Annotated in this window: 20 protein-coding genes and 1 tRNA gene; 7 read left to right on the plus strand and 14 right to left on the minus strand. The window is 33.6% G+C overall.

Annotation, left to right across the window (positions count from 1 at the left end; genetic code table 11):
- Nucleotides 1-2: 2 nt before the first annotated feature.
- Nucleotides 3-1,349, plus strand: coding sequence for a DUF5689 domain-containing protein (locus G6042_RS11565; RefSeq protein ID WP_169524591.1), 1,347 nt, complete (start codon nucleotides 3-5; stop codon nucleotides 1,347-1,349).
- 98 nt (nucleotides 1,350-1,447) lie between these two features.
- Nucleotides 1,448-3,349, plus strand: a complete 1,902-nt coding sequence (locus G6042_RS11570) for a S9 family peptidase (protein WP_169524592.1) — start codon at nucleotides 1,448-1,450, stop codon at nucleotides 3,347-3,349.
- A gap of 43 nt (nucleotides 3,350-3,392) precedes the next feature.
- Here the strand turns inward: G6042_RS11570 and accC are convergent, their stop codons facing one another.
- From accC to pdxA, 6 genes are all read right to left on the minus strand, one after another.
- A complete protein-coding gene (gene accC, locus G6042_RS11575; protein ID WP_169524593.1) occupies nucleotides 3,393-4,739 on the minus strand; it encodes an acetyl-CoA carboxylase biotin carboxylase subunit in 1,347 nt (448 codons plus the stop codon).
- A gap of 103 nt (nucleotides 4,740-4,842) precedes the next feature.
- Entirely contained in the window at nucleotides 4,843-5,325 is a 483-nt protein-coding gene (accB, locus tag G6042_RS11580) for an acetyl-CoA carboxylase biotin carboxyl carrier protein (protein ID WP_169524594.1), read from the minus strand.
- A 22-nt stretch (nucleotides 5,326-5,347) separates the two neighbouring features.
- Nucleotides 5,348-6,346, minus strand: a complete 999-nt coding sequence (locus G6042_RS11585) for a beta-ketoacyl-ACP synthase III (RefSeq protein WP_169524595.1) — start codon at nucleotides 6,344-6,346, stop codon at nucleotides 5,348-5,350.
- A gap of 157 nt (nucleotides 6,347-6,503) precedes the next feature.
- Nucleotides 6,504-6,698: a 50S ribosomal protein L32 gene (gene rpmF / locus G6042_RS11590; protein WP_073308476.1), complete on the minus strand. Its 195-nt coding sequence runs from the start codon at nucleotides 6,696-6,698 to the stop codon at nucleotides 6,504-6,506.
- A gap of 9 nt (nucleotides 6,699-6,707) precedes the next feature.
- The gene (locus tag G6042_RS11595; protein ID WP_169524733.1) at nucleotides 6,708-7,250 is read right to left on the minus strand and encodes a YceD family protein; all 543 of its coding nucleotides are present in this window, start codon (nucleotides 7,248-7,250) and stop codon (nucleotides 6,708-6,710) included.
- Nucleotides 7,251-7,335: 85 nt separating this feature from the next.
- Nucleotides 7,336-8,382 (minus strand): 4-hydroxythreonine-4-phosphate dehydrogenase PdxA, encoded by a 1,047-nt coding sequence (gene pdxA, locus G6042_RS11600; RefSeq protein WP_169524596.1) that lies wholly within the window; start codon nucleotides 8,380-8,382, stop codon nucleotides 7,336-7,338.
- 59 nt (nucleotides 8,383-8,441) lie between these two features.
- Here pdxA and G6042_RS11605 point away from each other — a divergent pair, with 59 nt between their 5' ends.
- The gene (locus G6042_RS11605) at nucleotides 8,442-9,032 is read left to right on the plus strand and encodes a riboflavin synthase (RefSeq protein WP_169524597.1); all 591 of its coding nucleotides are present in this window, start codon (nucleotides 8,442-8,444) and stop codon (nucleotides 9,030-9,032) included.
- Nucleotides 9,033-9,057: 25 nt separating this feature from the next.
- Here the strand turns inward: G6042_RS11605 and G6042_RS11610 are convergent, their stop codons facing one another.
- The 3 genes from G6042_RS11610 to mce form a co-directional block, all read right to left on the minus strand.
- Entirely contained in the window at nucleotides 9,058-9,282 is a 225-nt protein-coding gene (locus tag G6042_RS11610; RefSeq protein ID WP_169524598.1) for a PID-CTERM protein-sorting domain-containing protein, read from the minus strand.
- Nucleotides 9,283-9,467: 185 nt separating this feature from the next.
- Nucleotides 9,468-9,541: transfer RNA gene (locus tag G6042_RS11615), tRNA-Ile, on the minus strand.
- Nucleotides 9,542-9,639: 98 nt separating this feature from the next.
- Nucleotides 9,640-10,041 (minus strand): methylmalonyl-CoA epimerase, encoded by a 402-nt coding sequence (gene mce, locus G6042_RS11620; protein ID WP_169524599.1) that lies wholly within the window; start codon nucleotides 10,039-10,041, stop codon nucleotides 9,640-9,642.
- Between the two features lie 216 nt (nucleotides 10,042-10,257).
- Between mce and rbfA the strand changes: the two genes are divergently transcribed.
- Both rbfA and G6042_RS11630 read left to right on the plus strand, forming a co-directional pair.
- Nucleotides 10,258-10,650: a 30S ribosome-binding factor RbfA gene (gene rbfA / locus G6042_RS11625; RefSeq protein WP_169524600.1), complete on the plus strand. Its 393-nt coding sequence runs from the start codon at nucleotides 10,258-10,260 to the stop codon at nucleotides 10,648-10,650.
- Nucleotide 10,651: 1 nt separating this feature from the next.
- Nucleotides 10,652-11,851, plus strand: a complete 1,200-nt coding sequence (locus G6042_RS11630) for an ABC transporter permease (protein ID WP_169524601.1) — start codon at nucleotides 10,652-10,654, stop codon at nucleotides 11,849-11,851.
- Nucleotides 11,852-12,018: 167 nt separating this feature from the next.
- On the opposite strand, the gene dusB is transcribed toward G6042_RS11630, so the two are convergent.
- Entirely contained in the window at nucleotides 12,019-13,011 is a 993-nt protein-coding gene (gene dusB, locus G6042_RS11635) for a tRNA dihydrouridine synthase DusB (protein WP_169524734.1), read from the minus strand.
- 156 nt (nucleotides 13,012-13,167) lie between these two features.
- On the opposite strand from dusB, the gene lepA reads away from it, so the two are divergent.
- Nucleotides 13,168-14,964 carry a translation elongation factor 4 gene (gene lepA / locus G6042_RS11640; RefSeq protein ID WP_169524602.1) on the plus strand — a complete coding sequence of 599 codons (1,797 nt, stop codon included), beginning with the start codon at nucleotides 13,168-13,170 and terminating at the stop codon, nucleotides 14,962-14,964.
- Between the two features lie 106 nt (nucleotides 14,965-15,070).
- On the opposite strand, the gene G6042_RS11645 is transcribed toward lepA, so the two are convergent.
- Nucleotides 15,071-18,721, minus strand: coding sequence for an ABC transporter permease/M1 family aminopeptidase (locus tag G6042_RS11645; RefSeq protein WP_169524603.1), 3,651 nt, complete (start codon nucleotides 18,719-18,721; stop codon nucleotides 15,071-15,073).
- A gap of 2 nt (nucleotides 18,722-18,723) precedes the next feature.
- Entirely contained in the window at nucleotides 18,724-19,599 is an 876-nt protein-coding gene (locus tag G6042_RS11650; protein ID WP_169524604.1) for an ABC transporter ATP-binding protein, read from the minus strand.
- A 162-nt stretch (nucleotides 19,600-19,761) separates the two neighbouring features.
- On the opposite strand from G6042_RS11650, the gene thiL reads away from it, so the two are divergent.
- The gene (thiL, locus tag G6042_RS11655; protein ID WP_169524605.1) at nucleotides 19,762-20,808 is read left to right on the plus strand and encodes a thiamine-phosphate kinase; all 1,047 of its coding nucleotides are present in this window, start codon (nucleotides 19,762-19,764) and stop codon (nucleotides 20,806-20,808) included.
- Nucleotides 20,809-20,820: 12 nt separating this feature from the next.
- Here the strand turns inward: thiL and G6042_RS11660 are convergent, their stop codons facing one another.
- Nucleotides 20,821-21,492 (minus strand): response regulator, encoded by a 672-nt coding sequence (locus G6042_RS11660; RefSeq protein ID WP_169524606.1) that lies wholly within the window; start codon nucleotides 21,490-21,492, stop codon nucleotides 20,821-20,823.
- A 6-nt stretch (nucleotides 21,493-21,498) separates the two neighbouring features.
- The gene (locus G6042_RS11665; RefSeq protein WP_169524607.1) at nucleotides 21,499-23,541 is read right to left on the minus strand and encodes a tetratricopeptide repeat-containing sensor histidine kinase; all 2,043 of its coding nucleotides are present in this window, start codon (nucleotides 23,539-23,541) and stop codon (nucleotides 21,499-21,501) included.
- Between the last annotated feature and the right edge of the window lie 98 nt (nucleotides 23,542-23,639).

A 23,639-nucleotide genomic window follows, 5' to 3' on the forward strand; every position in this document is an offset into this window, starting at 1 on the left:
CTATGAAAAATTTAAAATTAATTCTATCAGCAGTCGTTTTGGCTTCTTTTACAAGTTGCGTTAACGATGATACTTACGGTATTCCTGATTTATCAAAGGAATGTGTAACTGTTGCAAAAACCAAGGAAGTTACCGATATTACTAATATCGCTACGGCTAGTGCTACAAAATACACACTAGCAGAAGGCGTAACCGAAGATTATATTGAAGCTTATGTTACATCTAGTGACGAAGGTGGAAACTTTTATAAGACTATTTCGATGATGTCTTTAGACGGAACAAAAGGATTTAGCATGCCAGTGGATAACTACAATTTGTTCAACGAATTTGAACCGGGAAGAAAAGTTACTATTAAGATGGACGGGAATAGATATTATATGGTAAAATATAATTCAACTATTATTGGTTCATTATTTAATGGAGAAGTTGGAAGAATTTCTGGTAGTGAATACAAAAAGGTTATTTTAAGATCATGTGATAATGTTGATGAGGATGATATTCTAAAAGAGCTTACCATTAATGAAGCAAAAAATGATCAATACTTAAATATGTTGATTGAATTTGACGCTGTCCAATTCACTGATCCATCGCTTGGAAAAAAATACTATGATCCTTCATTAAACAGTATTGGTGGTGCAACAAATCACGAAATTGTTGATAAATTTGGAAACAAAATCATTGTTAGAGTTAGTGAATATGCAAAATTCGCAGGTAGAAAAATCTCTTCTGGAAACGGAAAAGTACGTGGTGTTTTGACAAAATTTTGTAATTCATCAGGTTCATGTGATTATCAATTCATGATTAGAACTTTAGGGGATGTGAAGTTGACGAATGATAGATATGTGCCGATAACTTTATTTGAAGAAGGATTTGCAACTACAACATTTCCTAACTGGACAGCATACAGTGTAGTTGGAGCACAAGTTTGGGGTACAACTAATTTTGGTAATCCAGCACCATCTGCAATAATGAATGGTTTTAGTGGAGGTAATCAAGCTAATGAAGATTGGTTAATATCTCCATCCATTGATTTAAGCACAAACACATCAGCAATTTTGTCTTTTGAAACAAGTACACGTTTTGGCGGACCAGCATTACAAGTATATATTTCTACAAATTATAATGGAACAGGTGATCCTAATACAGCTACTTGGACGCAACTTACAGGATTTAATTTGCCTGTTTGGTCTAGTGGTTCATATACAGCATGGAGTGCTGGTGCTTCTGGAGGAATAGATATTTCTTCTTATACAGGAAATTCAAATGTGAGAGTAGCATTCAAATATACTTCTACTACTTCTGCAGCAGCAGCTTGGGAAGTTGATAATGTAAAAGTTATTGGTGAGTAATTTTTCACATTTATAAATTATAAAGTCCCGATTTATCGGGACTTTTTTTATTTAATAAATTCAATTACTTTTATGGTTCAAACAAACTATCATTTATCATGAAAAAATTAGTTCTAATTGTTACAATAATAATGAGTACAAATTCATTTGCACAAGAAGTCCTTTCGCCCGAAACACTCTGGAAATTAGGTAGAGTTACACCATTAGGAATTTCTGTTGACGGAAAAAATATCGTTTACAAAGTTGCAATTCCTTCGGTGGAAGAAAATAAATCCAATTCAAAATTTTATACTATTCCAGTAACTGGCGGAAATGCTGTTGAGGTAAAAGAAACCAATGATTTAGTAAAAGACAAAAACGTTTCGCCCGATGGAAAATACATCCTTTCTTCTCAAGAAGTTAAAACCGAAAATATACTAGGAAAAGACATTTATCCTGAACTGAAAAAAGCAGATGCTTATGTTTACAACGGATTAGATTATCGTCATTGGGATACGTGGAACAACGGAAGTCACAACCACGTTTTCTATGCCGAAAACAAAGAAAAAGCCAAAGCAATCGACATCATGCCAAATGAACCGTATGATAGTCCGCAAAAACCTTTTGGTGGCGACGAAGACTACATTTGGTCGCCTGACGGAAAAAGTATTATTTACGTAAGCAAAAAGAAATTTGGCACCGATTACGCTTTGTCAACCAACACCGATTTATACGAATACAATATCGAAACCAAAGCCACGACCAATTTAACCGAAAGCAATAAAGGTTACGACATGAACCCAGTTTTTTCTCCAACTGGAAATCTAACTTGGCTTCAAATGAAACGTGACGGATATGAAGCCGATAAAAACGACATCATCGTTCGTTTCAAAGGAATGGACATAAATTTAACGGCGAATTGGGATGGTTCTGTAGATAATATTCTTTGGAGCAACGACGGAAAAAAAGTCTATTTCACAGCTGCTGTTGATGGAACAAAACAATTATTCGAAGTGAATTTTCTGGGATTAACAAGAATTGCTGTTACGGTTAGACAAGTTACTTCTGGTGATTTTGATGTAAACGATTTAATAGGTTTTTCAGGCGATAACATCATTGTGATGAGAAACGACATGAATCATGCACCAGAAATTTATTCATATAATCTTAAGAAAAAAACGTGGTTGCAGATCACAAAAACCAATGACGAAGCGTATGCTAAATTAGCTTTGCCAAAATACGAAAGACGTTATGTAACCACAACCGATGGTAAAAAAATGCTCGTTTGGGTAATTCTTCCACCAAATTTTGATAAAAACAAAAAATATCCAGCTTTATTGTATTGTCAAGGCGGACCACAATCACCGTTAACGCAGAGCTATTCGTTCCGTTGGAATTTCTCACTAATGGCTTCACAAGGCTATGTTGTTGTAGCGCCAAATCGTCGCGGAATGTATGGACATGGACAAGAATGGAACGAACAAATCTCAAAAGATTGGGGCGGACAAGTGATGGACGATTATCTTTCTGCAATTGATGATGTGGCAAAAGAAAGTTATGTGGATAAATCGCGTTTAGGAGCTGTTGGAGCAAGTTATGGTGGTTATTCGGTATATTATCTTGCCGGAATTCATAACAATCGTTTTAAAACCTTTATTTCACATTGTGGTGTTTTCAACATGGAAAGTATGTATGGAACAACCGAAGAAATGTTCTTCACCGATTGGGAAAATGGCGGTGCTTATTGGGAAAAAGACAATGCAATAGCTCAAAAAACCTATGCTAAATTCAACCCAATAAAATTAGTTGACAAATGGAACACACCAATCTTGGTTATCCACGGCGGAAAAGACTACCGTGTACCAATTGGTCAAGGACAAGAAGCATTTCAAGCAGCACAGCTTCGCGGAGTAAAAAGCCGTTTCCTTTACCTTCCAGAAGAAAATCACTGGGTACTAAAACCACAGAATGCTTTGGTTTGGCAACGTGAATTCTACAAATGGTTAAACGAAACATTATAAAAACAAAAACCCAACTTGAGAAAGTTGGGTTTTTATTTTCTATTTATTCTGGATCGTTCATTTTAAACGTTTCCATGAATTTTGTTGTATAATTTCCAGCAACATAATCGGGTTCATCCATCAATTGTCTGTGGAATGGAATAGTTGTTTTAATTCCTTCAATATAAAATTCGTCCAAAGCGCGTTTCATTTTGCTAATTGCTTCTTCTCTAGTTTGAGCAGTAGTAATCAATTTTGCAATCATAGAATCATAGTTTGGCGGAATAGTATAACCAGCATAAACGTGAGTATCAAGACGAACGCCGTGTCCACCTGGTGCATGTAATACTGTAATCTTTCCTGGTGAAGGACGAAAATCGTTATATGGATCTTCGGCATTGATACGACATTCGATTGAGTGTAATTGTGGTAAATAGTTTTTACCCGAAATTGGCACTCCAGCAGCAACTAATATCTGCTCACGAATTAAATCATAATCAATAACTTGCTCTGTAATTGGGTGTTCTACTTGGATACGAGTATTCATTTCCATAAAGTAGAAATTACGGTGTTTGTCAACCAAAAATTCAACTGTTCCAGCACCTTCATATTTAATGTATTCGGCAGCTTTTACAGCAGCTTCCCCCATTTTAGTACGCAATTCATCCGTCATGAATGGAGAAGGAGTTTCTTCGGTTAATTTTTGATGACGACGTTGAACAGAACAATCTCTTTCCGATAAGTGACACGCTTTTCCATAAGAATCACCAACCACTTGAATTTCGATATGTCTTGGTTCTTCGATAAGTTTTTCCATGTACATACCGTCATTTCCAAAAGCTGCTGCAGCTTCTTGACGTGCACTTTCCCATGCTTTTTCAAGCTCTTCTTCTTTCCAAATAGCGCGCATTCCTTTTCCACCACCACCAGCAGTAGCTTTCATCATTACTGGATAACCAATTTCTTTGGCTACTTTTTTGGCTTGTTCAAAATCTTCTAAAATTCCTTCAGAACCTGGAACACATGGAACGCCAGCTTCAATCATAGTCGATTTTGCTGTTGCTTTGTCTCCCATTTTGTCAATCATTTCTGGCGAAGCACCAATAAATTTGATACCATGTTCTTGACAAATTTTTGAAAATTTAGCATTTTCAGAAAGGAAACCATAACCTGGATGGATTGCATCTGCGTTAGTAATTTCAGCAGCAGCAATGACATTTGACATTTTTAAGTATGAGTCTTTACTTGGTGCTGGACCAATACAAACGGCTTCGTCAGCAAATTTTACGTGTAAACTTTCTGCATCGGCAGTAGAATAAACGGCTACGGTTTTGATGCCCATTTCACGACAAGTACGAATTACACGTAGTGCAATTTCGCCTCTATTGGCAATTAATATTTTTTTAAACATAATTTTGTAATTAGATAATTAGACCATTCTGATTTTAGAATTTAGAATTTAGAATTCAGAAAAACTGAATACTTCTAATTTCAAATTTCTAACTTCTAACTTATTATGATGGATCAACTAAGAATAAAGGTTGGTCAAATTCTACTGGCGACATATCGTCAACCAATATTTTTACAATTTTACCTGTAACTTCTGCTTCGATTTCGTTGAATAATTTCATAGCTTCAACAACACATAAAACATCACCTTTACCTATTGAAGCACCAACTTCTACAAATGGAGCTTTGTCTGGAGATGGTTTTCTGTAGAAAGTTCCAATCATTGGGGATTTTATAGTAATGTATTTTGAAGTGTCATCGGCTGGAGCAGCAGGTGTTGCTGGCGCAGCAGGAGCAACTGGAGCTGCGGCAACTGGAGCAGCAATGGCTTGTTGCATTGGTGCTTGTTGTACATAAGTAATATCAGGAGTATTTCCTTCTAACGTAGTTCTAATAGTGATTTTAACATCGCCTGTTTCCAATTTTACTTCGGCTACGCCAGAATTGGATACAAATTTGATCAGGTTTTGAATTTCTTTTAAATCCATAATTAGGTAGTTTAAATTAGTTTTATTGTTTGTTATAAGCCCATTTTAGGTAGATTGATCCCCAAGTGAAACCACCACCAAATGCGGCAAAAATTAAATTATCTCCTTTTTTTAGTTTGTCTTCAAAATCGTGAAGAAGTAATGGTAATGTTGCTGAAGTTGTATTACCATATCTATGGATATTAACTAATACTTTTTCTTCGTCTAATCCCATTCTGTTTGCGGTAGCATCAATAATTCTTTTGTTAGCTTGATGTGCTAGTAACCAGCTTACATCATCTTTGGTTAAATTATTGCGCTCCATAATTTTTTCGCTTACATCTGCCATTCCTGAAACGGCATATTTGAATACAGTTTTACCGTCTTGAAATACAAAATGTTGTCCGTTTTCTACTGTTTCAATTGATGGAGGAAGGATTGATCCACCAGCGTCAATTTTCAAATATTCTCTTCCAATTCCGTCGCTTTTTAAGAACTCGTCTTGAAGTCCAAGTCCTTCGTGATTTGGTTCAAATAAAACGGCTCCTGCGCCATCACCAAAAATAATGCAAGTTGCTCTATCTGTGTAATCTATAATAGAAGACATTTTGTCGGCACCAATTAAAAGTACTTTTTTGTATCTGCCTGATTGAACATAAGCTGCTGCAGTTGACATTCCATATAAAAAGCTTGAACATGCTGCTTGTAAATCGTAAGCAAAAGCATTGGTTGCGCCAATTTGTGTTGCTACATAAACGCCTGTTGAAGCTACTGGCATATCAGGTGTTGCAGTTGCCATGATGATTAAATCTATTTCTTCGGGATTGATATTTGCTTTAGAAATTAGATTTTGAGCGGCTTTAATTGCCATATAAGAAGTTCCTTTTCCTTTTTCTTTTAAAAGTCTTCTTTCTTTGATTCCAGTACGAGATGTAATCCATTCGTCATTGGTATCAACCATAGTTTCCAGTACTTGGTTTGAGAGTACAAATTCTGGAACATATGCTCCAACTGCGGTAATTGCGGCTGTTATTGTAGTCATAAAAATGGTGTTTTTCTCTTCAAATTTTTTGATTTGAAAAGTTGTGGAAATTACAAAATTTTTTTTACCTAACGTTGTTAGATTTCGATATTTTTAAAATTTATAAAAACAAAAAACTCCCACCAATAGTGAGAGTTTGTTTTGTAAAAAACTTTAATTAAGCAACAGCTACTGATTTATCAATAACTACTTGTCCTCTGTAATACATTTTACCTTCATGCCAGTAAGCTCTGTGGTATAAATGTGCTTCTCCAGTTACTGGGCATGTTGCAATTTGAGCAACAGTTGCTTTATAGTGAGTTCTTCTTTTGTCTCTTCTAGTTTTCGAGGTTTTTCTCTTAGGATGTGCCATTTTACTATATTATTTATCCGTTAACAGGTTTTTTAATTTGTCCCAACGTGGGTCAATATTTTCTTCTTTATTATCTTCTTTTTTACTGTCTTTAACTTGAATTGCGTTTAGTTTTTCTAAAGCTTCTGATTTTAATGTGCCGTCTTTAACTCCTGGATGTATTCTCTTGTGTGGAATAGAAAGCGCAATCATTTCATAAATATATTGCGACAAATCTATTTGATGTTCACCATGTGGTAAAATTAATAACTCTTCATTATCGTTATTAAATTCATCTCCAAATTGAACTACTAATTTTAATTTTCCTTTTATTGGTAAATCAAAACTTTCTCCAGTCAAATCACAAGGTACGTTTACTGTTCCTTTGTGTTTAAAGCTAACTTCGAGCATGGTTGTCTTTTTTTCTAAAACAACATCTACTTTAATATCGCAATGCTCGAACTCATCAAAACCAAATTCATCAAAGAACTTCTTACTAATTTGAAAATCAAATTGATGCTTTCCTATTTTTAATCCTATGAAAGGTATTAAATACTCATGGGTACTTTTCATCTCAACAACAATTTTCCTCAAATATTCAGGAGTGCAAAGATATAAAATTATTGCAATTCCAATAATCTTATCAACATTTTTTTGTTTATAATTGCTTTTCCTTTGTTTTTAAGGGGTTTTTACTGATTTCTTGGTGTGATAATCTTGAATTATAGACATCAATTGCTAAATAAACAGCTTCTCTAAACGAATTATGGTCGGCGATTCCTTTTCCTGCAATGTCAAATGCAGTTCCGTGATCGGGCGAAGTTCTTATTTTATTCAAACCAGCGGTATAATTTACGCCATTACCAAACGATAATGTTTTGAATGGAATTAATCCTTGGTCATGATAGGTTGCTATAATGGCATCGTATTTTTCATATTGACCGCTACCAAAAAAACCATCGGCTGGAAATGGACCAAAAACCAATTTTCCTTTGTCAAATAGTTTTTTAATGGTTGGTTTCAAAACTTTGTCGTCTTCATTTCCAATAACTCCATTATCACCAGCATGAGGATTTAGCGCTAAAACCGCAATTTTTGGTTTATTTATGCTAAAATCCTGAACCAATGTTTGATGAATAACGTTGATTTTTTTGATGATTAACTCTTCGGTTAGTTTTTTGGCAACTTCGTTTACTGGAATGTGATCGGTCATTAAACCTACTCTTAAATTATCTTGAACCATAAGCATTAATGCATCGCCTTCCAGTTCTTTATCAAGATAATCAGTATGTCCAGGGAATTTAAAATCTTCCGATTGGATGTTGTATTTGTTTATTGGAGCTGTGACTAAAACGTCAATTTGACCTTCTTTTAATGCTTTTGTTGCCGCAAAAAATGATTTTATGGCATACTTCCCAACGTTATCATCGTTTTTACCAAAATTCAAATCAACGCCTTCTCGCCAAACGTTTAGAACATTTATTTTTCCAATAACAATTTGGTCAAGTTTGTCAATTCCGTGAAGTTGTGCCGTTAATTCAAGGTTTTTTTTGATGAACGAAAGGATTTTTACATTAGCAAAAATTACAGGTGTACACAATTCTAACATTCTAGTATCTTCAAATGTTTTAAGAATAATTTCACTCCCAATTCCATTCAAATCTCCAACTGAAATCCCTACAATTATATTTTCTGCTTTTTTCATAAGAAAGGCACGTTATTTATCGCTAATTTTGAGGTGCAAATTTAGTAAAATAAAAGACAATGTTTACAGGAATTATTGAAACCCTCGGAATTATAAAAGATATTCAAAAAGAAGGAGATAATCTTCACATCACAATAACTTCTTCAATAACCAATGAGTTGAAAATTGATCAAAGTGTTGCGCACAATGGTGTTTGTTTGACGGTTGTAGCAATTTCAGGCGATGAATATACAGTTACAGCAATTAAGGAAACGATTTTAAAAACCAATTTAGCTGAGTGGAAAGTTGGTAATATTGTAAATCTTGAACGAGCGATGAAACTTGGTGATAGACTTGATGGTCATATCGTTCAAGGTCATGTTGATCAAACAGGTGAATGTATTTCTATAGAAGAAGCTAATGGAAGTTGGTATTTTACTTTTAAATATGATAGAAAATTGAACAATATAACTATAGAAAAAGGTTCGATAACAATAAATGGTGTTAGTTTAACCGTTTTAAATTCAAAAGATGATGAATTTAGCGTGGCAATAATTCCCTATACTTTTGAACATACAAATTTTAAAGATTTTACAATAGGTACTAAAATTAACTTAGAATTTGATGTAATTGGTAAGTATGTTTCAAGATTATATTTGCAAAATTCTTGAATTTTGAAATAAAAAAGCGTCTAGTTCAACTAGACGCTTTTTGTTTATTTAAGGTGTAAATTTTGTAAACTCCAAAAGCTAATGAGATTAGTAACAATACAAAAATCCCGCTATCAATAGGTGTTCCCGGTGGTCCAGGAGGTGTTCCTTGTGGCGGTGGCGGTGGCGTTGTTGGTCCGCCAATGACGATATAAGGCAACAAAAAAAGCGCTGCAAAAGTCAGTGTAAATTTATTTGGGACAAATCTCATGGCGGTAAAAGTATAAAAAAAATCCAATCTGAAAAATTAATTGACGATATTATCGATAAAATTAATGAAATGTTAAACTTACAAAGTTTATTTGAAGTTGAAAAACAGCTTTTATGATTAAGTAATTTTTTACAAAAAAAATAATTTTATAAAAAAAAAGACTTCAATTTTGAAGTCTTTTTTTGTGGTCCCACTTGGGCTCGAACCAAGGACCACCTGATTATGAGTCAGGTGCTCTAACCAACTGAGCTATAGGACCATTTTTTACTGATTTTTTAATCAGTAAAACTCAAACACAGCAGTTGCTTTATTTGAGGTTGCAATATTACTATTATTTTTTTTTCGTTGCAACTATTTTTATTGTATTTCTTGGCAAAGTTCAATTAACACGCCATTTGTACCTTTTGGATGCAAGAATGCAACGAGTTTATTGTCGGCGCCTTTTTTTGGAATTTCGTTTAAAACGGTGAAGCCTTCTTTTTTTAATCGTTCTATTTCGGATATTATATTTTCAACGTCAAAAGCGATATGGTGAATGCCTTCGCCTTTTTTTTCTATGAATTTTGCTATTGGACTATATTCATTTGTGGCTTCGAGGAGTTCGATTTTGTTTGGTCCGTTCATGAAAAAAGACGTTTTTACGCCTTCGCTGGCAACTTCTTCTTCTTTGTATGGTGGATTTCCGAATAGTTTTTCAAAAAGTAAATTGGAAGTTTCTAAGTTTTTTACGGCTATTCCTATATGTTCTATTTTTCTCATGATTTTTTCTTTAACCGCAAAGTTCGCAAAGTTTTTCGCAAAGTTTACAAATTGGCTATGGTTTTTTCTTTAGCCCCGATTGTAGTGGAAATCAATTTTGTCAAAGTTAGAAACTTTGACAAAGTTATTGTAACGAAAAGCGGGAAAAGGGTTTATAAATTTGCCAAAAGTTTCGCTCCTAAAGATTATGAAACTTTAAAATTGTATTTTTGCACGATGGAAACGAATAGACAGAAAAAAATTGGCAGTGTGCTTCAAAAGGATTTGGTAGATATTCTGCAAGGTGAAGTGCGTAAAAATGGAATTACAAACTTGGTAATTTCGGTTTCAAAAGTGAGTGTGACGACTGATTTATCTATTGCGAAGGTATATTTGAGTGTTTTTCCACAGGATAAAGCTAAGGATTTGCTGGAAGCTGTGAAAACGAATGCGCCGTTGATTAAACATGATTTGGCGCAGCGCGTGAAGCTTCAGTTGAGAAAAGTTCCGAATTTGGCTTTTTATATTGATGATTCATTGGATTATATTGAAAAGATTGATAATGCTTTGTCGGGCAAAGAAAATCCTATTGAAAATAGAGAACTTTTAGAAAAACGCAAGAAATTTTAAGTTGAATTTTCCGCTTTACATAGCCAAACGCTACCTTTTTAGTAAGAGTAAAAATAATGCTATCAATATTATTACCGGAATTGCTTCGGTGGGAATTATTGTGGGTACGATGGCTTTGTTTGTGGTTTTGTCGGTTTTTAGTGGTTTGCGGGATTTTAGTTTGTCTTTTTCTAATGATTTTGATCCTGATTTGAAGGTAAATCCTGTTTCGGGGAAATCATTTTATATTTCTGCAAATCAGGAGAACGAAATCAAGAAAATTGAAGGCGTTGTTTCGTATAGTAAAGTGATTGAGGAACGAGTGCTTTTTTATTTTGATGGAAAAGAACAAGTAACTTATTTAAAAGGTGTTGACGAGAATTTTACTAAAACTAATCTTGTTGCCGATAATCTTTTTAATGGTCAATGGTTGAGAAAAGACACGTATCAAGTGGTTGTTGGTTATGGAATTTCGGAGAAATTATCGTTAGGGCTTTTTGATTTCAATAATCCGTTTGAGGTTTATGTGCCCAAAAAAGGAAAAGGTGTTATCGAAAGCGAAGCCGAAGCTTTTAATAAATCGGCGTTGATTCCGGTTGGGATTTATGCTGTAAGTGAAGATTTGGATAGTAAATATGTTTTTTGTGATTTGTCTTTGGCACAAGAATTATTGGAATATGAACCAAATCAAGTCTCGGGGATTGAAATCAAAACAAAACCTGAAGTTAGCGAAAGCAAAATCATCGAAAAAATAAATACCATTTTTGACGGAAAAACCGAAGTAAAAAATCGTGCGCAACAAAACGCAACGTTATATAAAATGCTGAATACCGAAAATATTGCGGTGTATTTAATCTTTACTTTAGTGATTATCATTGCGCTTTTCAATTTAATTGGAGCTTTGATAATGATGATTTTGGATAAAAAATCCAATTTGAAAACGTTGTTTAATTTGGGTTCGGAAATTCAAGATTTAAAAAAAATATTTCTGCTTCAAGGAACGTTGCTTAGCGTTTTAGGTGGAATTATTGGATTGGTTTTAGGAATTATAGTTGTGTTAATTCAACAAAAATTCCAACTAATTATGATTACCAAAACATTGCCTTATCCGGTTATTTTTGGATTTAAAAATGTATTAATTGTTTTCGTAACAATCGTTATTCTCGGGTTTTTGGCAAGTTTAATTGCTAGTAGTCGTGTTTCCAAGAAATTATTGGAATAAGAATTTTACACGAATTTCACCAATTTACACGAATTAATTTTACGCTTTTTATTTCACGAACCTCATAAAACGTCGAAGTGATTTTTATGTTTTTTTAAATTTCGTGAAATTTTTCACACACTCAGAATTTGTGCAAATTCGTGAAATTCGTGTGAAAAAACTAAAAACTAAAAAACCTGATAATTAGCATAAACTTCTTGAATTTCTTCCAAAGCTTTAAATAATTCTTCTGGATTTTCAAGTGTTACTAGTTTTAATCGGTGTTCTTTAAAATTGGAAATTCCTTTGAAATAATTGGTGTAATGACGACGCATTTCAACAATTCCTAATCGTTCGCCTTTCCAATCCATCGACCAAGTTAAATGATTTCTTGCGGCTTCAACTCTGTCGGCAATGGTTGGTTTTGCCAAATGTTCGCCTGTGGCAAAATAATGTTTGATTTCGTTAAAAATCCACGGATAACCAATCGCGGCTCGACCAATCATCATTCCGTCGAGACCAAAACGATTTTTATATTCTAATGCTTTTTCTGGAGAGTCTATATCGCCATTTCCAAAGATTGGCATTGTAATTCTAGGGTTGTTTTTTACGCGTTCTATATGCGTCCAATCGGAATGACCTTTGTACATTTGCGCGCGTGTTCGAGCATGAACGGTTAAGGCTGCAACGCCAATATCTTGCAAACGCTCAGCAACTTCATCAATATTGATAGAACTTTCGTCCCAACCCAAACGTGTTTTTACCGTTACCGGAAGATTTGTTCCTTTAATAACGGCTTTAGTCAAGCGCACCATCAAATCAACATCTTTTAAAACACCTGCACCTGCGCCTTTGCACACCACTTTTTTCACAGGACAACCAAAATTAATATCGACTAAATCGGGTTGAACAGCATCAACAATTCGAGACGACATTTCCATTGCTTCTTCATCGCCGCCAAAAATTTGAATACCAACTGGACGTTCGTAATCGAAAATATCAAGCTTTTGTTTGCTTTTTACTGCATCACGAATCAATCCTTCTGACGAAATGAATTCCGAATACATTAAATCGGCGCCGTGAAGTTTGCACAATCTACGAAATGGCGGATCGCTTACGTCTTCCATTGGCGCAAGTAATAGCGGGAAATCAGGTAATTCTATGTTGCCTATTTTGGGCATTTTGATGAAATTTTCTGCAAAAGTACAAAATTTTGTTAGTTTCATGTTTAAGGTTTCAAGTTTCAGACTTATAAATCAAAACTTTGCTTTATATTTGCCGATTAAATGCTTGTTATAATTGGCATTGAATCTTGAACTTGATATTGAAGTTGAATAATGAAGAATATTAGAAATTTTTGCATCATTGCACATATTGACCACGGGAAAAGTACTTTGGCCGATCGACTTTTGGCAGCTACACAAACGGTTACCGCTCGTGAAGAAAAAGCGCAATTGCTTGATAACATGGATTTGGAACGTGAACGTGGAATTACCATAAAAAGTCACGCCATTCAAATGGAATACATGTATAAAGGCGAAAAATATATTTTGAACCTTATTGATACGCCTGGACACGTGGATTTTAGTTATGAAGTTTCGCGTTCGATTGCGGCTTGTGAAGGTGCGCTTTTGATTGTAGATGCAGCACAAAGTATTCAGGCGCAAACGATTTCCAATTTGTATTTGGCTTTAGAAAACGACTTGGAAATTATTCCGGTGTTGAATAAAGTAGATTTACCAAGTGCGAATCCCGAAGAAGTAAGCGATGATATTATTGATTTATTAGGATGTAAATTGGAAGATATTATTCATGCTTCGGGGAAAACCGGTTTTGGTGTGGATAAAATTTTGGAAGCGATTATTGAAAAAGTTCCGGCACCAAAAGGTGATGTTGACGAACCATTGCAAGCTTTGATTTTTGATTCGCATTATAATCCGTTTCGTGGCATTGAAGTTATTTTCCGTGTGAAAAACGGAGAAATTAAAAAAGGGCAAAAGATTAAATTCATGGCAACCGGCAATGAATATTTTGCCGATGAAGTGGGAACTTTAAAATTAAATCAAGTTCCAAAAGATAAAATTTCTACAGGCGATGTTGGTTATTTAATCTCTGGAATTAAAGAAGCAAAAGAAGTAAAAGTTGGTGACACGATTACTGATGCCAAAACACCAACAACCAATATGATTACTGGTTTTGAAAACGTAAAACCAATGGTTTTTGCCGGAATTTATCCTGTTGACACCGAAGATTTTGAGGATTTGCGTGCGTCGATGGAAAAATTGCAGTTGAACGATGCTTCGTTAGTTTTTGCAGCGGAAAGTTCTGCTGCACTTGGATTTGGTTTCCGTTGTGGTTTCCTTGGAATGTTGCATTTGGAAATTATTCAAGAACGTTTGGAGCGTGAATTTGACATGACAGTAATCACAACTGTTCCTAACGTTTCCTATTTGGCTTATACCAAAAAAGAACCCGATACAGCTATTGTGGTAAACAATCCATCGGATTTGCCTGAACCTTCAAAATTAGATCGAGTAGAAGAACCTTATATCAAAGCAACGATTATTACCAAATCGGATTTCGTGGGTAACGTAATGAGTTTGTGTATCGAAAAACGTGGAATTATTACTAATCAAACCTATTTGACTACCGAAAGAGTAGAATTGAATTTTGATATGCCTTTGGCGGAAATTGTATTCGATTTTTATGATAGATTAAAAACAGTTTCCAAAGGTTATGCATCGTTTGATTACTCGCCAATTGGGATGAGAACTTCCAAATTAGTAAAATTAGACGTTTTATTGAATGCACAATCGGTTGATGCGCTTTCGGCTTTGATACACGAAGACAATGCGTATAACATTGGTAAAAAAATGTGTGAAAAACTACGTGAATTAATCCCAAGACAGCAATTTGATATTCCTATTCAGGCGGCAATTGGTGCTAAAATTATTGCACGTGAAACCATCAAAGCATTACGTAAAGACGTTACTGCAAAATGTTATGGTGGAGATATTTCTCGTAAACGTAAATTGCTAGAAAAACAGAAAAAAGGTAAAAAACGCATGCGCCAAGTTGGAAACGTAGAAATTCCTCAAGAAGCATTTATGGCTGTTTTGAAGTTGAATGATTAATAGACGTATATTGTAGAATTGTATAATGTAAAAACCCAATGATGAAAGTTGTTGGGTTTTTTGGATAAAAAAAACAGCCGAGAATTTTCTCGGCTGTTTTAGTTTTTTATATTTTCATTCGGTTGTCATCCGATTGGGTGTCAATCAATTTGTTATATGGATCAACGCCAACTTCGAGCGGTTTTTCGTTGACAATAACTTTGACTTTATTTTCAATTCCGGTGATTTTTATTTTTTTCAAATACAATTCTTTGTCACGTTTTTTACCTTTTACAGTTTCTTCGGCAAAAACACCGATTTCGATATAATCGCTCAACGGATATGATTCAGTAGCATATTTTTTACCTTTTTTGGTTGCTCTCAGCGTTTTTCCGTTTCGGTCAGCAAAGATTCGTTTTCCGTCTTTGTTGGCTTTGTATTTGGTTACATCAAATTCGATAGTTACCTCATATTTCCCGTTTGGTAATTTTTTTGAAGTTGCTTTGGTTACTTTATTATCATATAAAGTAATGGTTTCAAACATATCATTGATAATGTATTTCAAACTATCTGGCGTTGCAGCTCTTAATTCGTTTACTAATTCAATAGAATTGGTATATGGAGCTTCTTGAAATGCTACTTTTTGAACATATTTTTTCAATGCATTGTTCATGTTTTTTTCGCCAATATAATCGCTTAATGCATATAAAACCAATGAACCTTTGTTGTAATGAATGTATTGTTGATTTTCATTATACATCAACGGTTTTTCTTCTTTCCATTCAAAAGTTCGTCCTCTTAAATAACCGTCGAGTGCATCTTTGAGAAATCTTCTCATTTGAGGTTTTCCATATTTATGCTCTAAAACTTTCAACGAACTGTATTCGGATAAACTTTCAGAAAGTAATGTTGCACCTTGAACATTCGCTCCAATTACTTGATGTGCCCACCATTGATGTGCAATTTCGTGAGAAACTACAGAGAATGGATAATCTACAGCATCTGGATCTTCTTCGTCAACTTTGGCAATAAAACCAATGGCTTCAGAGAAAGGAATAGTGTTGGCAAACGATTGTGCAAATGTTCCCATCATGTTTGGAAACTCAATGATTCTCGCTTGCTTGTGCTGATATGGACTAAAATTTTCAGAATAATAAGCCAATGATTTTTTCATCGCATCCATCATTCTGTCCAAATTATAAGCATGGTTTTTATGATAGTAAATTTCAAGATTTACATCGTTCCATTTGTCTCTTTTCACTTCATATCTTCCCGAGTTAAACGCATAGAAATTCAACATTGGTCGATCCATTTTATAATGGAAATAGTTTCTGCCGTCTTTTTTCCATTGTTTTTGCAAATATCCTGGCGCAATTGCCGTTTGATCATCCGAAGTGCTGACAATGGTTTCAAATGTAATCCAATCGGCTTCGTTAGAAATATAAGTATTCTGTCTTGCAATACTGTCATTTGGCAATGGCATTCGCTCTTTTGGTTTCAGATTGTATTTTTTTCGAACATCATTATCAAAAAGTTCTACCGATTCTGGATAACCAAAACTTGGGAAAATACCATTGTTCAAGAATGTACCGTTTTCTATAACTGGCGAACGATCTTTTAAGAACGAATTCTCTTCGTTTTGAACAATAAAAGAAACTTTCAACGTGTCTTTGGGTTGTAATGGTTTGTCTAATTTATAAATGTCAAAATCCATTACGGTATCTTTGGAAACCAACTTGTTTGAAGTTTCAAATTTGATTTCTTTCAGGTTTTTTCCATAGTTTATAAACAACGAATCAATAGGTTTGTTGGTTTTGTTGACCATGATATATTTCACCGTTGCTTTGTAGTTTCGCTCTTTTGGGAAAATTTCCATTGTTACATTAGCATCAACAATTCTTGGTTGCGGATAATGTTCAAATTTTTTATATTTTTTCTCAAAATCAGCACTTTGAACTTCTCTTTCTTGGCTGGAATAGTAAACTTCTTTCTTCGTGTTTTCTCTGTAAAAGCTATAACCTAAAAATAAAAATGCCAATAAAGATACAGTTACCGGAATAGCGATTGGTGCTTTAAATCGGGCAGCAACATTGCGAAGTCTTTCTTTTATTCCTGATAAAATTCCTCTTCTCCAAAACAAAAGCGTTAATCCAAAAAGAACAAATCCAAACAACATCCAATAGATTTTATAGGCAATAAAATTGTTGATGTTACCAAAGCCATTCATGTCCGAATAACTGTAACTTGAACCTGAGTTGAAGAAGAAATAAGGTTGCTCAATTCCCATAAAACCTAATGAGTTCCAAGCCAAAAGAATAGCTAAAATGGCAAAAAATCCAGCCAAATAATTTTTGAACAACGATTGAATGAATAATGCGAAAAATATTAAAATGATGGAAATTACCATTTTGAAACCAAAGAATTCTTTGATGTATTGCGGGAAATCAAAATCGAAAAATCCATGATATATTTGAACTAAAACACACGAAATGATACCAATTCCCATAATTAGCAACGTCATTTTCACTAAAGCCAAAAACTTAGATAAAAGTAATGTCCAGTTTGGAATTGGTGTAGAATCTACCAATAAGTTCATTCTGCTGCTAGCTGATTGTTGCAATAAAACTCCAGCAAAAAGATAAATCAATATTTTGCTAAAAAAGTCAACATTTCCACCAATAGCTTCGATTACTTTCCAGGTAACAGGATAGGTCAACGTTCCATAAAGTTCTTGTCCAAGCGTAAAACCTGAAATTATAATAAATAGCATCAAAATAGCTATAACCGAAATGAAAACCCAGTTTTTAGTAATCGATTTAAACTCAAAATTGGATAAATTCCATGAGGTTTTTAGGTTTTGCAAAAATGAATAATCGTGTTGTACTTTTGGTAAATTGATTTTGATAATACTTCCAAAGTTGTTTTTTACAACGCGTTCTGCTTTTTTCTTTTTGGCTAGTGTAAGTGGCGAATGAGTAAAAGAAAAACTAAAATACAAACCGATAAAAACCAATACCGAAACACCAAGCCAAATCAATCGGTTGTAAATAATTACATCTGCAAAAGGAAGATCGAGCGTATTTTGTTCTTCAATTGTCCAATATTTGGTAACATAATTCAAAGCATCGCCACCAAAAGGTTCAATTAATGCCGCAGCATATAAATTCTCCATGTTGTTGGTAAGATTGCTTATCAACGCTTGCAAAAGGAAAAGAACAATCACAAAAATAAATCCGATGTAAACATTTCGAGTAAGTGTAACCAATGCAAAAATGATTACTCCGGCAAAAATGATATTAGGAACTACAAAAATGATATAAGCCTGAAAATAGGACCAAAGATTAATTGGACCTAAAATATCTTGATTGGCAAATGGCAAAACGGTAGCAAATAAGAATCCTAATCCAACTGAAAACGTAATGATAATTGTGATGGTTAATCCGCTTAAAAACTTGCTCAATAAATAGCTTAACTTATTAAATGGATAAGAAAACAATACCGTATGCATATTGTATTTAAAATCCCGATAAACCGTTGCGCCAATGATTGTTGGTACAATAAAATAAACCAATTGCGACATTCCGGCAATCATTCCGTTGATGGCTAAAGGTGAATTTGCTATAGTATTTGATGAGGTTGTAACCGTAAAACTATCAAAATAACCAACAGCTCCGGCCATCATAAAAAATGAAAACACAAAAAGAACCGCAAAGTAGATATAAAAAGAAAGGTTTCTAAACCATCTTTTAAATTCAAATGAAAATATGGTAGAAAACATAATTAGTTATCTTTTTTTAGGGTTACAAAATAAACATCTTCCAAATGTGGCGTTGCAGGAACAAAAGTTTCGTCGGGTTTAGTTTCACTAAAAACTCTGATGTTAAGTGTATTGTCTTGATTGTAATTGGAAGAAATAATATTGAATTCTTTCTCAAATCTTTCTAATTCGTCGCGTTCTACAATTCGCATCCAAATTTTTCCTTCCAATTCTTTGGTTGCTTCCGTTGGCGTTCCACGATAAAGGATTTTTCCTCCATTTAAAATTGCCAAATCATTACAAAGTTCTTTTACGTCATCCACAATGTGAGTGGAAAAAATTACAGTATGATTGGTTCCAATTTCACGTAAAACATTCAAAAAGCGATGTCTTTCTGCCGGATCCAATCCAGCGGTTGGTTCGTCAACAATAATCAGTTTTGGATTGTTTAAAAGCAATTGTGCAATTCCAAAACGTTGTTTCATTCCGCCGGAATAACCGCTAACATTTTTTTTACGAACATCCCAAAGATTGGTTACTTCAAGTACTTCTTTTACAATAGCTTTTCGGTCAGCTGATGAAGAAATACCTTTTAGCTGCGCAAAATAATCCAATAAACGTTCTGCTGACATATTGGGATAAACGCCAAATTCTTGAGGCAAATAACCTAAAACTTTTCGTAAAGCATTTTGATCTTCCAAAACATTGATTTCATCAAAAGAAATACTTCCTGAATCAGGTTTTTGTAAGGTAGCAATTGTTCGCATTAATGATGATTTTCCGGCACCATTTGGACCAAGAAGTCCGAACATTCCAGTTCCTATTTCAAGATTGAGATTGTCTAATGCTTTAACGCCATTGGAATACGTTTTTGTTAAATTGGATATTTGAAGTTTCATATTTTGGTGATTATAGTTTTTTAAAGATTATTTATCACTATTGGTTACGGTTTTGTGTAAAAAGTTACATTATTTCCAAATATAACAAGTAATAATCAATTTTTAATTAAATTTTTAGTGCCAAAAATCCTTTGTACCTTTGTTGCCTTGAAATTAAACAATATGTTAGAAGATAAAACGCCGCAACGAACACAATTGTCACAACTAGGTGAATTTGGATTGATTGACCATTTGACCAAAAATTTTGATGTAAAACACGCTTCAACACTAAAAAGTATTGGTGATGATGCCGCTGTTTTGGATTTTGGATCAAAAAAAGCAGTCGTTTCTACGGATTTATTAATTGAAGGAGTTCATTTTGATTTGGCTTATATGCCGTTGCGACATTTGGGTTACAAAGCAGTAGTAGTCAATCTTTCTGATATTTGTGCAATGAATGCTAAACCAACTCAGATAACCGTTTCTGTTGCGGTTTCTAATCGTTTTCCGTTGGAAGCTTTAGAAGAACTTTTTGACGGAATAACTTTGGCGGCAAAAGTATATAATATCGATGTTATTGGTGGCGATACAACTTCGTCTCAAAAAGGTTTGATTATTTCGGTTACAGCAATTGGCGAAGCTAATGAAGATGAAATTGTGTACAGAAATGGTGCAAAAGAAGGCGATTTGTTGATTGTAACTGGAGATTTAGGTTCGGCTTATATGGGTTTGCAGGTTTTGGAACGTGAAAAGCAAGTTTTTCAAGTAAATCCAAATAATCAACCCGATTTAGATGCTTATACTTATCTTATTGAACGTCAATTAAAACCTGAAGCTCGAACAGATGTTAGAGAACTTTTGGAGCAATTAAATGTAAAACCAACGTCGATGATTGATGTTTCGGACGGATTATCATCTGAAATACTTCATATTTGTAAGCAAAGTAAAGTTGGGTGTAATTTATATGAAGAAAAAATTCCGGTTGATCCTCAGTTTATTAATGTTTGCGAAGAATTTAATATCGATTCTACTACGATTGCAATTAATGGCGGCGAAGATTATGAATTATTGTTTACCATTGCTTTGGATGATTTTGACAAAATAAAAGCCAATCCAAATTTTACGGTTGTTGGTCATATTGTAAAAGAAGAGGAAAGTTCGCATTTAATTACGAGAGCAAATGCCAAAATTCCACTGAAAGCTCGTGGTTGGAATGCTTTGGAAGAATAGATTTTCAGCAATCTAAATAATTCCTCTTAATCGGGCTAATTTTACTAATTCGATGTGAGTCGCGCCTTTTATATTGAAAAGCTCTTTTAAACGCTCAATTCTAAACTCGATAATGTCAACTTTTAGCGGAACGTGTCGCGTGATTTGTTGTGATTCAAATCCGTTAGAAAGATGAACTAAAATTTGTTTGTCGAGCGAATCAAGTTCTAAAATATTAAAATCTGATTGTCCAAACATCGTTACAACAGTTTGGCTGTAATATTTCTCGTTTTTTAGAATTTTGTCTAAAGCAAAAATCAATTCGTTGAAAGTAATGTCGTTTTTAATAACCAATCCGTTTGGATTTACGTTTTTGATGATGGAATTTATTTTGTCAAATTCAACGTGCATCGTTAGCAGAATAATTCGGCATTCAGGCATTCTTTCGGTCATTAGCTTTGCTAAATCTTCACCAGAATGAATGTTTTTTTCAGCATATTCGGGCATACTAACATCGAACATTGCTAAATGAAAGTCGTTGTTTTCGTCAGTAATTAACTCATAACCTGTCTTACAATCGTTGGCTTGGGTTACATTGAATTCTATACCTTGTTCGCTGTATTTATTCAATGCGTTTTTATATGCTTGAATAATAAACGGATGATCATCTACGATTAATACATTAACGGGATTTTTGCTGTCCATATTTTTTTATTCTAAAGGTATATTAAGAGTGATTTTTGTGCCGTTTTCTTTACTTGAATTGATGTCTAGCTTTCCGTTGCAATCAATGGCACGAGAAATCATATTTTGCATTCCAATTCCTTTACTTTTCTTGGATACATCAAACCCAATTCCATCATCTTCGATAGAAATGTGCAATTCGTTGTTTTCTTTTCTAAAGTTTACAGAAATAGTTTTGGCTTTTGCGTATTTATTGATGTTTTGTAATCCTTCTTGTAAAATTCTGAAAACGTTTATTTTAATATTATTTTTAACTAAATCCCATTTGATTGAACTGTCCATAAAATAAGTCAGCTTTGCCGAGTGAGTTGCAGTTTGTTCTTCAAATAAATTAGTTGTAATGGAAACAAAGTTATTAATTAAATCTTGTTTTTCACGACTTAGGTCATGCGAAATTTCACGAATGTCTTGTTCGATTTCTTTTAACTCATTTAGATATTCTAATCTTTTCTTTACAGATTCTGGATCGTCCAAATGATTAATACTGTCTAGATTTAGTCTTGCGCCAAACATTCGGCTTAAAATTCCATCGTGAAGATCGCGGGCAATTTTCTTTTTTTCAATTTCTCTACTTTGGTCAATAACGTCTTGTTGCGCCATTAATAAATTGTATATTTCTTCGTTAGCTCGTTGTTGTGCTTGCTTGAACATTAATTCTTTGGTTCTTGCGCGTTGTGCTCTAACAACAAATAGCATCGATAATAAAAAAACTACGCCAATAAAAGTATATAAAAGACTTCTGTTTTTGTCTTCTAGAATATCTTTTTCTTTGATGATTTCGTCGGTTTCAAGCTGAATACGTGCAAATTTTTCCTGGGATAAAATTTCAACATTGCGAATACTATCACTTAATCGAATATATTCTTTAGAATAAGTGGAAGCGTTTTGAACGTCAATAATCGATGCTTGTTTAAGTGCGTTTAAATAGTCTCGATATGCTTTTTCTTTTTTGGCTAATGATAAAGCTTCAAAGATGTATTTTTTAGATTTAGCAGTATCATTTACTTGTCGATAATATTCCGAAAGATGAACTTTACTTAATACAATTTGATTAGGATAATTTAATTCTTCTCTAATTTTTAAAGATTCTAAAAAAAGGGCTAATGCCTGATCTAGATTTTCAGTTTTTAAATAGGAGTAACCAAGATTATCCGTTAGTAAATTATAAAGTTCAGGATCTTCTGTTCTAATGGATTTGTTTTTTAAAGCAGATTTAAAATACTCGATGGATTTTTTATAATCTTCAACAGATTTTTTCTGTTCTGCTTTTCTTTGGTATGATAACCCAATGTTGTTTAAACAAGTTTCTTTATTGAATTCACCTATAATATTGTTGTTTTTACTAACAATTTCTAATCCGTAATTAAAATATTGTATTGCTTTGTCGAAATCTTTTGTTTCTAACGAAGTTAAACCCATCATAACGGAAATCGCATATAAATTATCGATTTCGTTATTTTTTTTTGAAATCAAATAGGCATTGTTCAATGTTCTATCAGCGCCAGTATAATCGCCAGTATCAAATTGTATTAAACTCTTGTTTATAAGAACTAATGAAAGTCCTTCTTTGTGTTTAATTTTTTTTAAAATTTTTTCAGCTTCAGTATAATAGATAAAGGCACTATCTTTAGTTGCTTGGTGTTTATAAAAACTACCTTTGCTTCTGTAAGCTTGCGCTAAATAAAAACTATCTTTTGATTTTGTAGCTAGCTTAGTTAATAAATTGACAGAACTTAAAAATTCTCTTTCGAAATTATTTTTGTATAATTCTTTTGTTAATTCAAATAGTTTACTCCTTGTTATTGAATCGTTCTCTTGATTTTTTAAAATAGTAAAAGACTTTTTATAGTATTTTAACTTATCAGCAATTTTTGTATTCTTATTTTGTGCTTTATTTAAATAGATAGAAGAGCTATCATTTGTGGTTATTTCAATTGGTTTTTTTCCATTAGTGTCTTTACAACCAAATGGTAAGAGGGAAAAGAATAAAAAATAGAAATATTTTTTCAAATTAAAAAAATTTCTCAAATATAGTAAAAGACAATTAAAAAAGCCATCTCTTGAAGATGGCTTTAATTTATATTGCAAATGTAATTATATTATAGAAG

It is taken from the genome of Flavobacterium solisilvae (genome assembly GCF_012911605.1).
Classification (GTDB): Bacteria; Bacteroidota; Bacteroidia; order Flavobacteriales; family Flavobacteriaceae; genus Flavobacterium; species Flavobacterium solisilvae.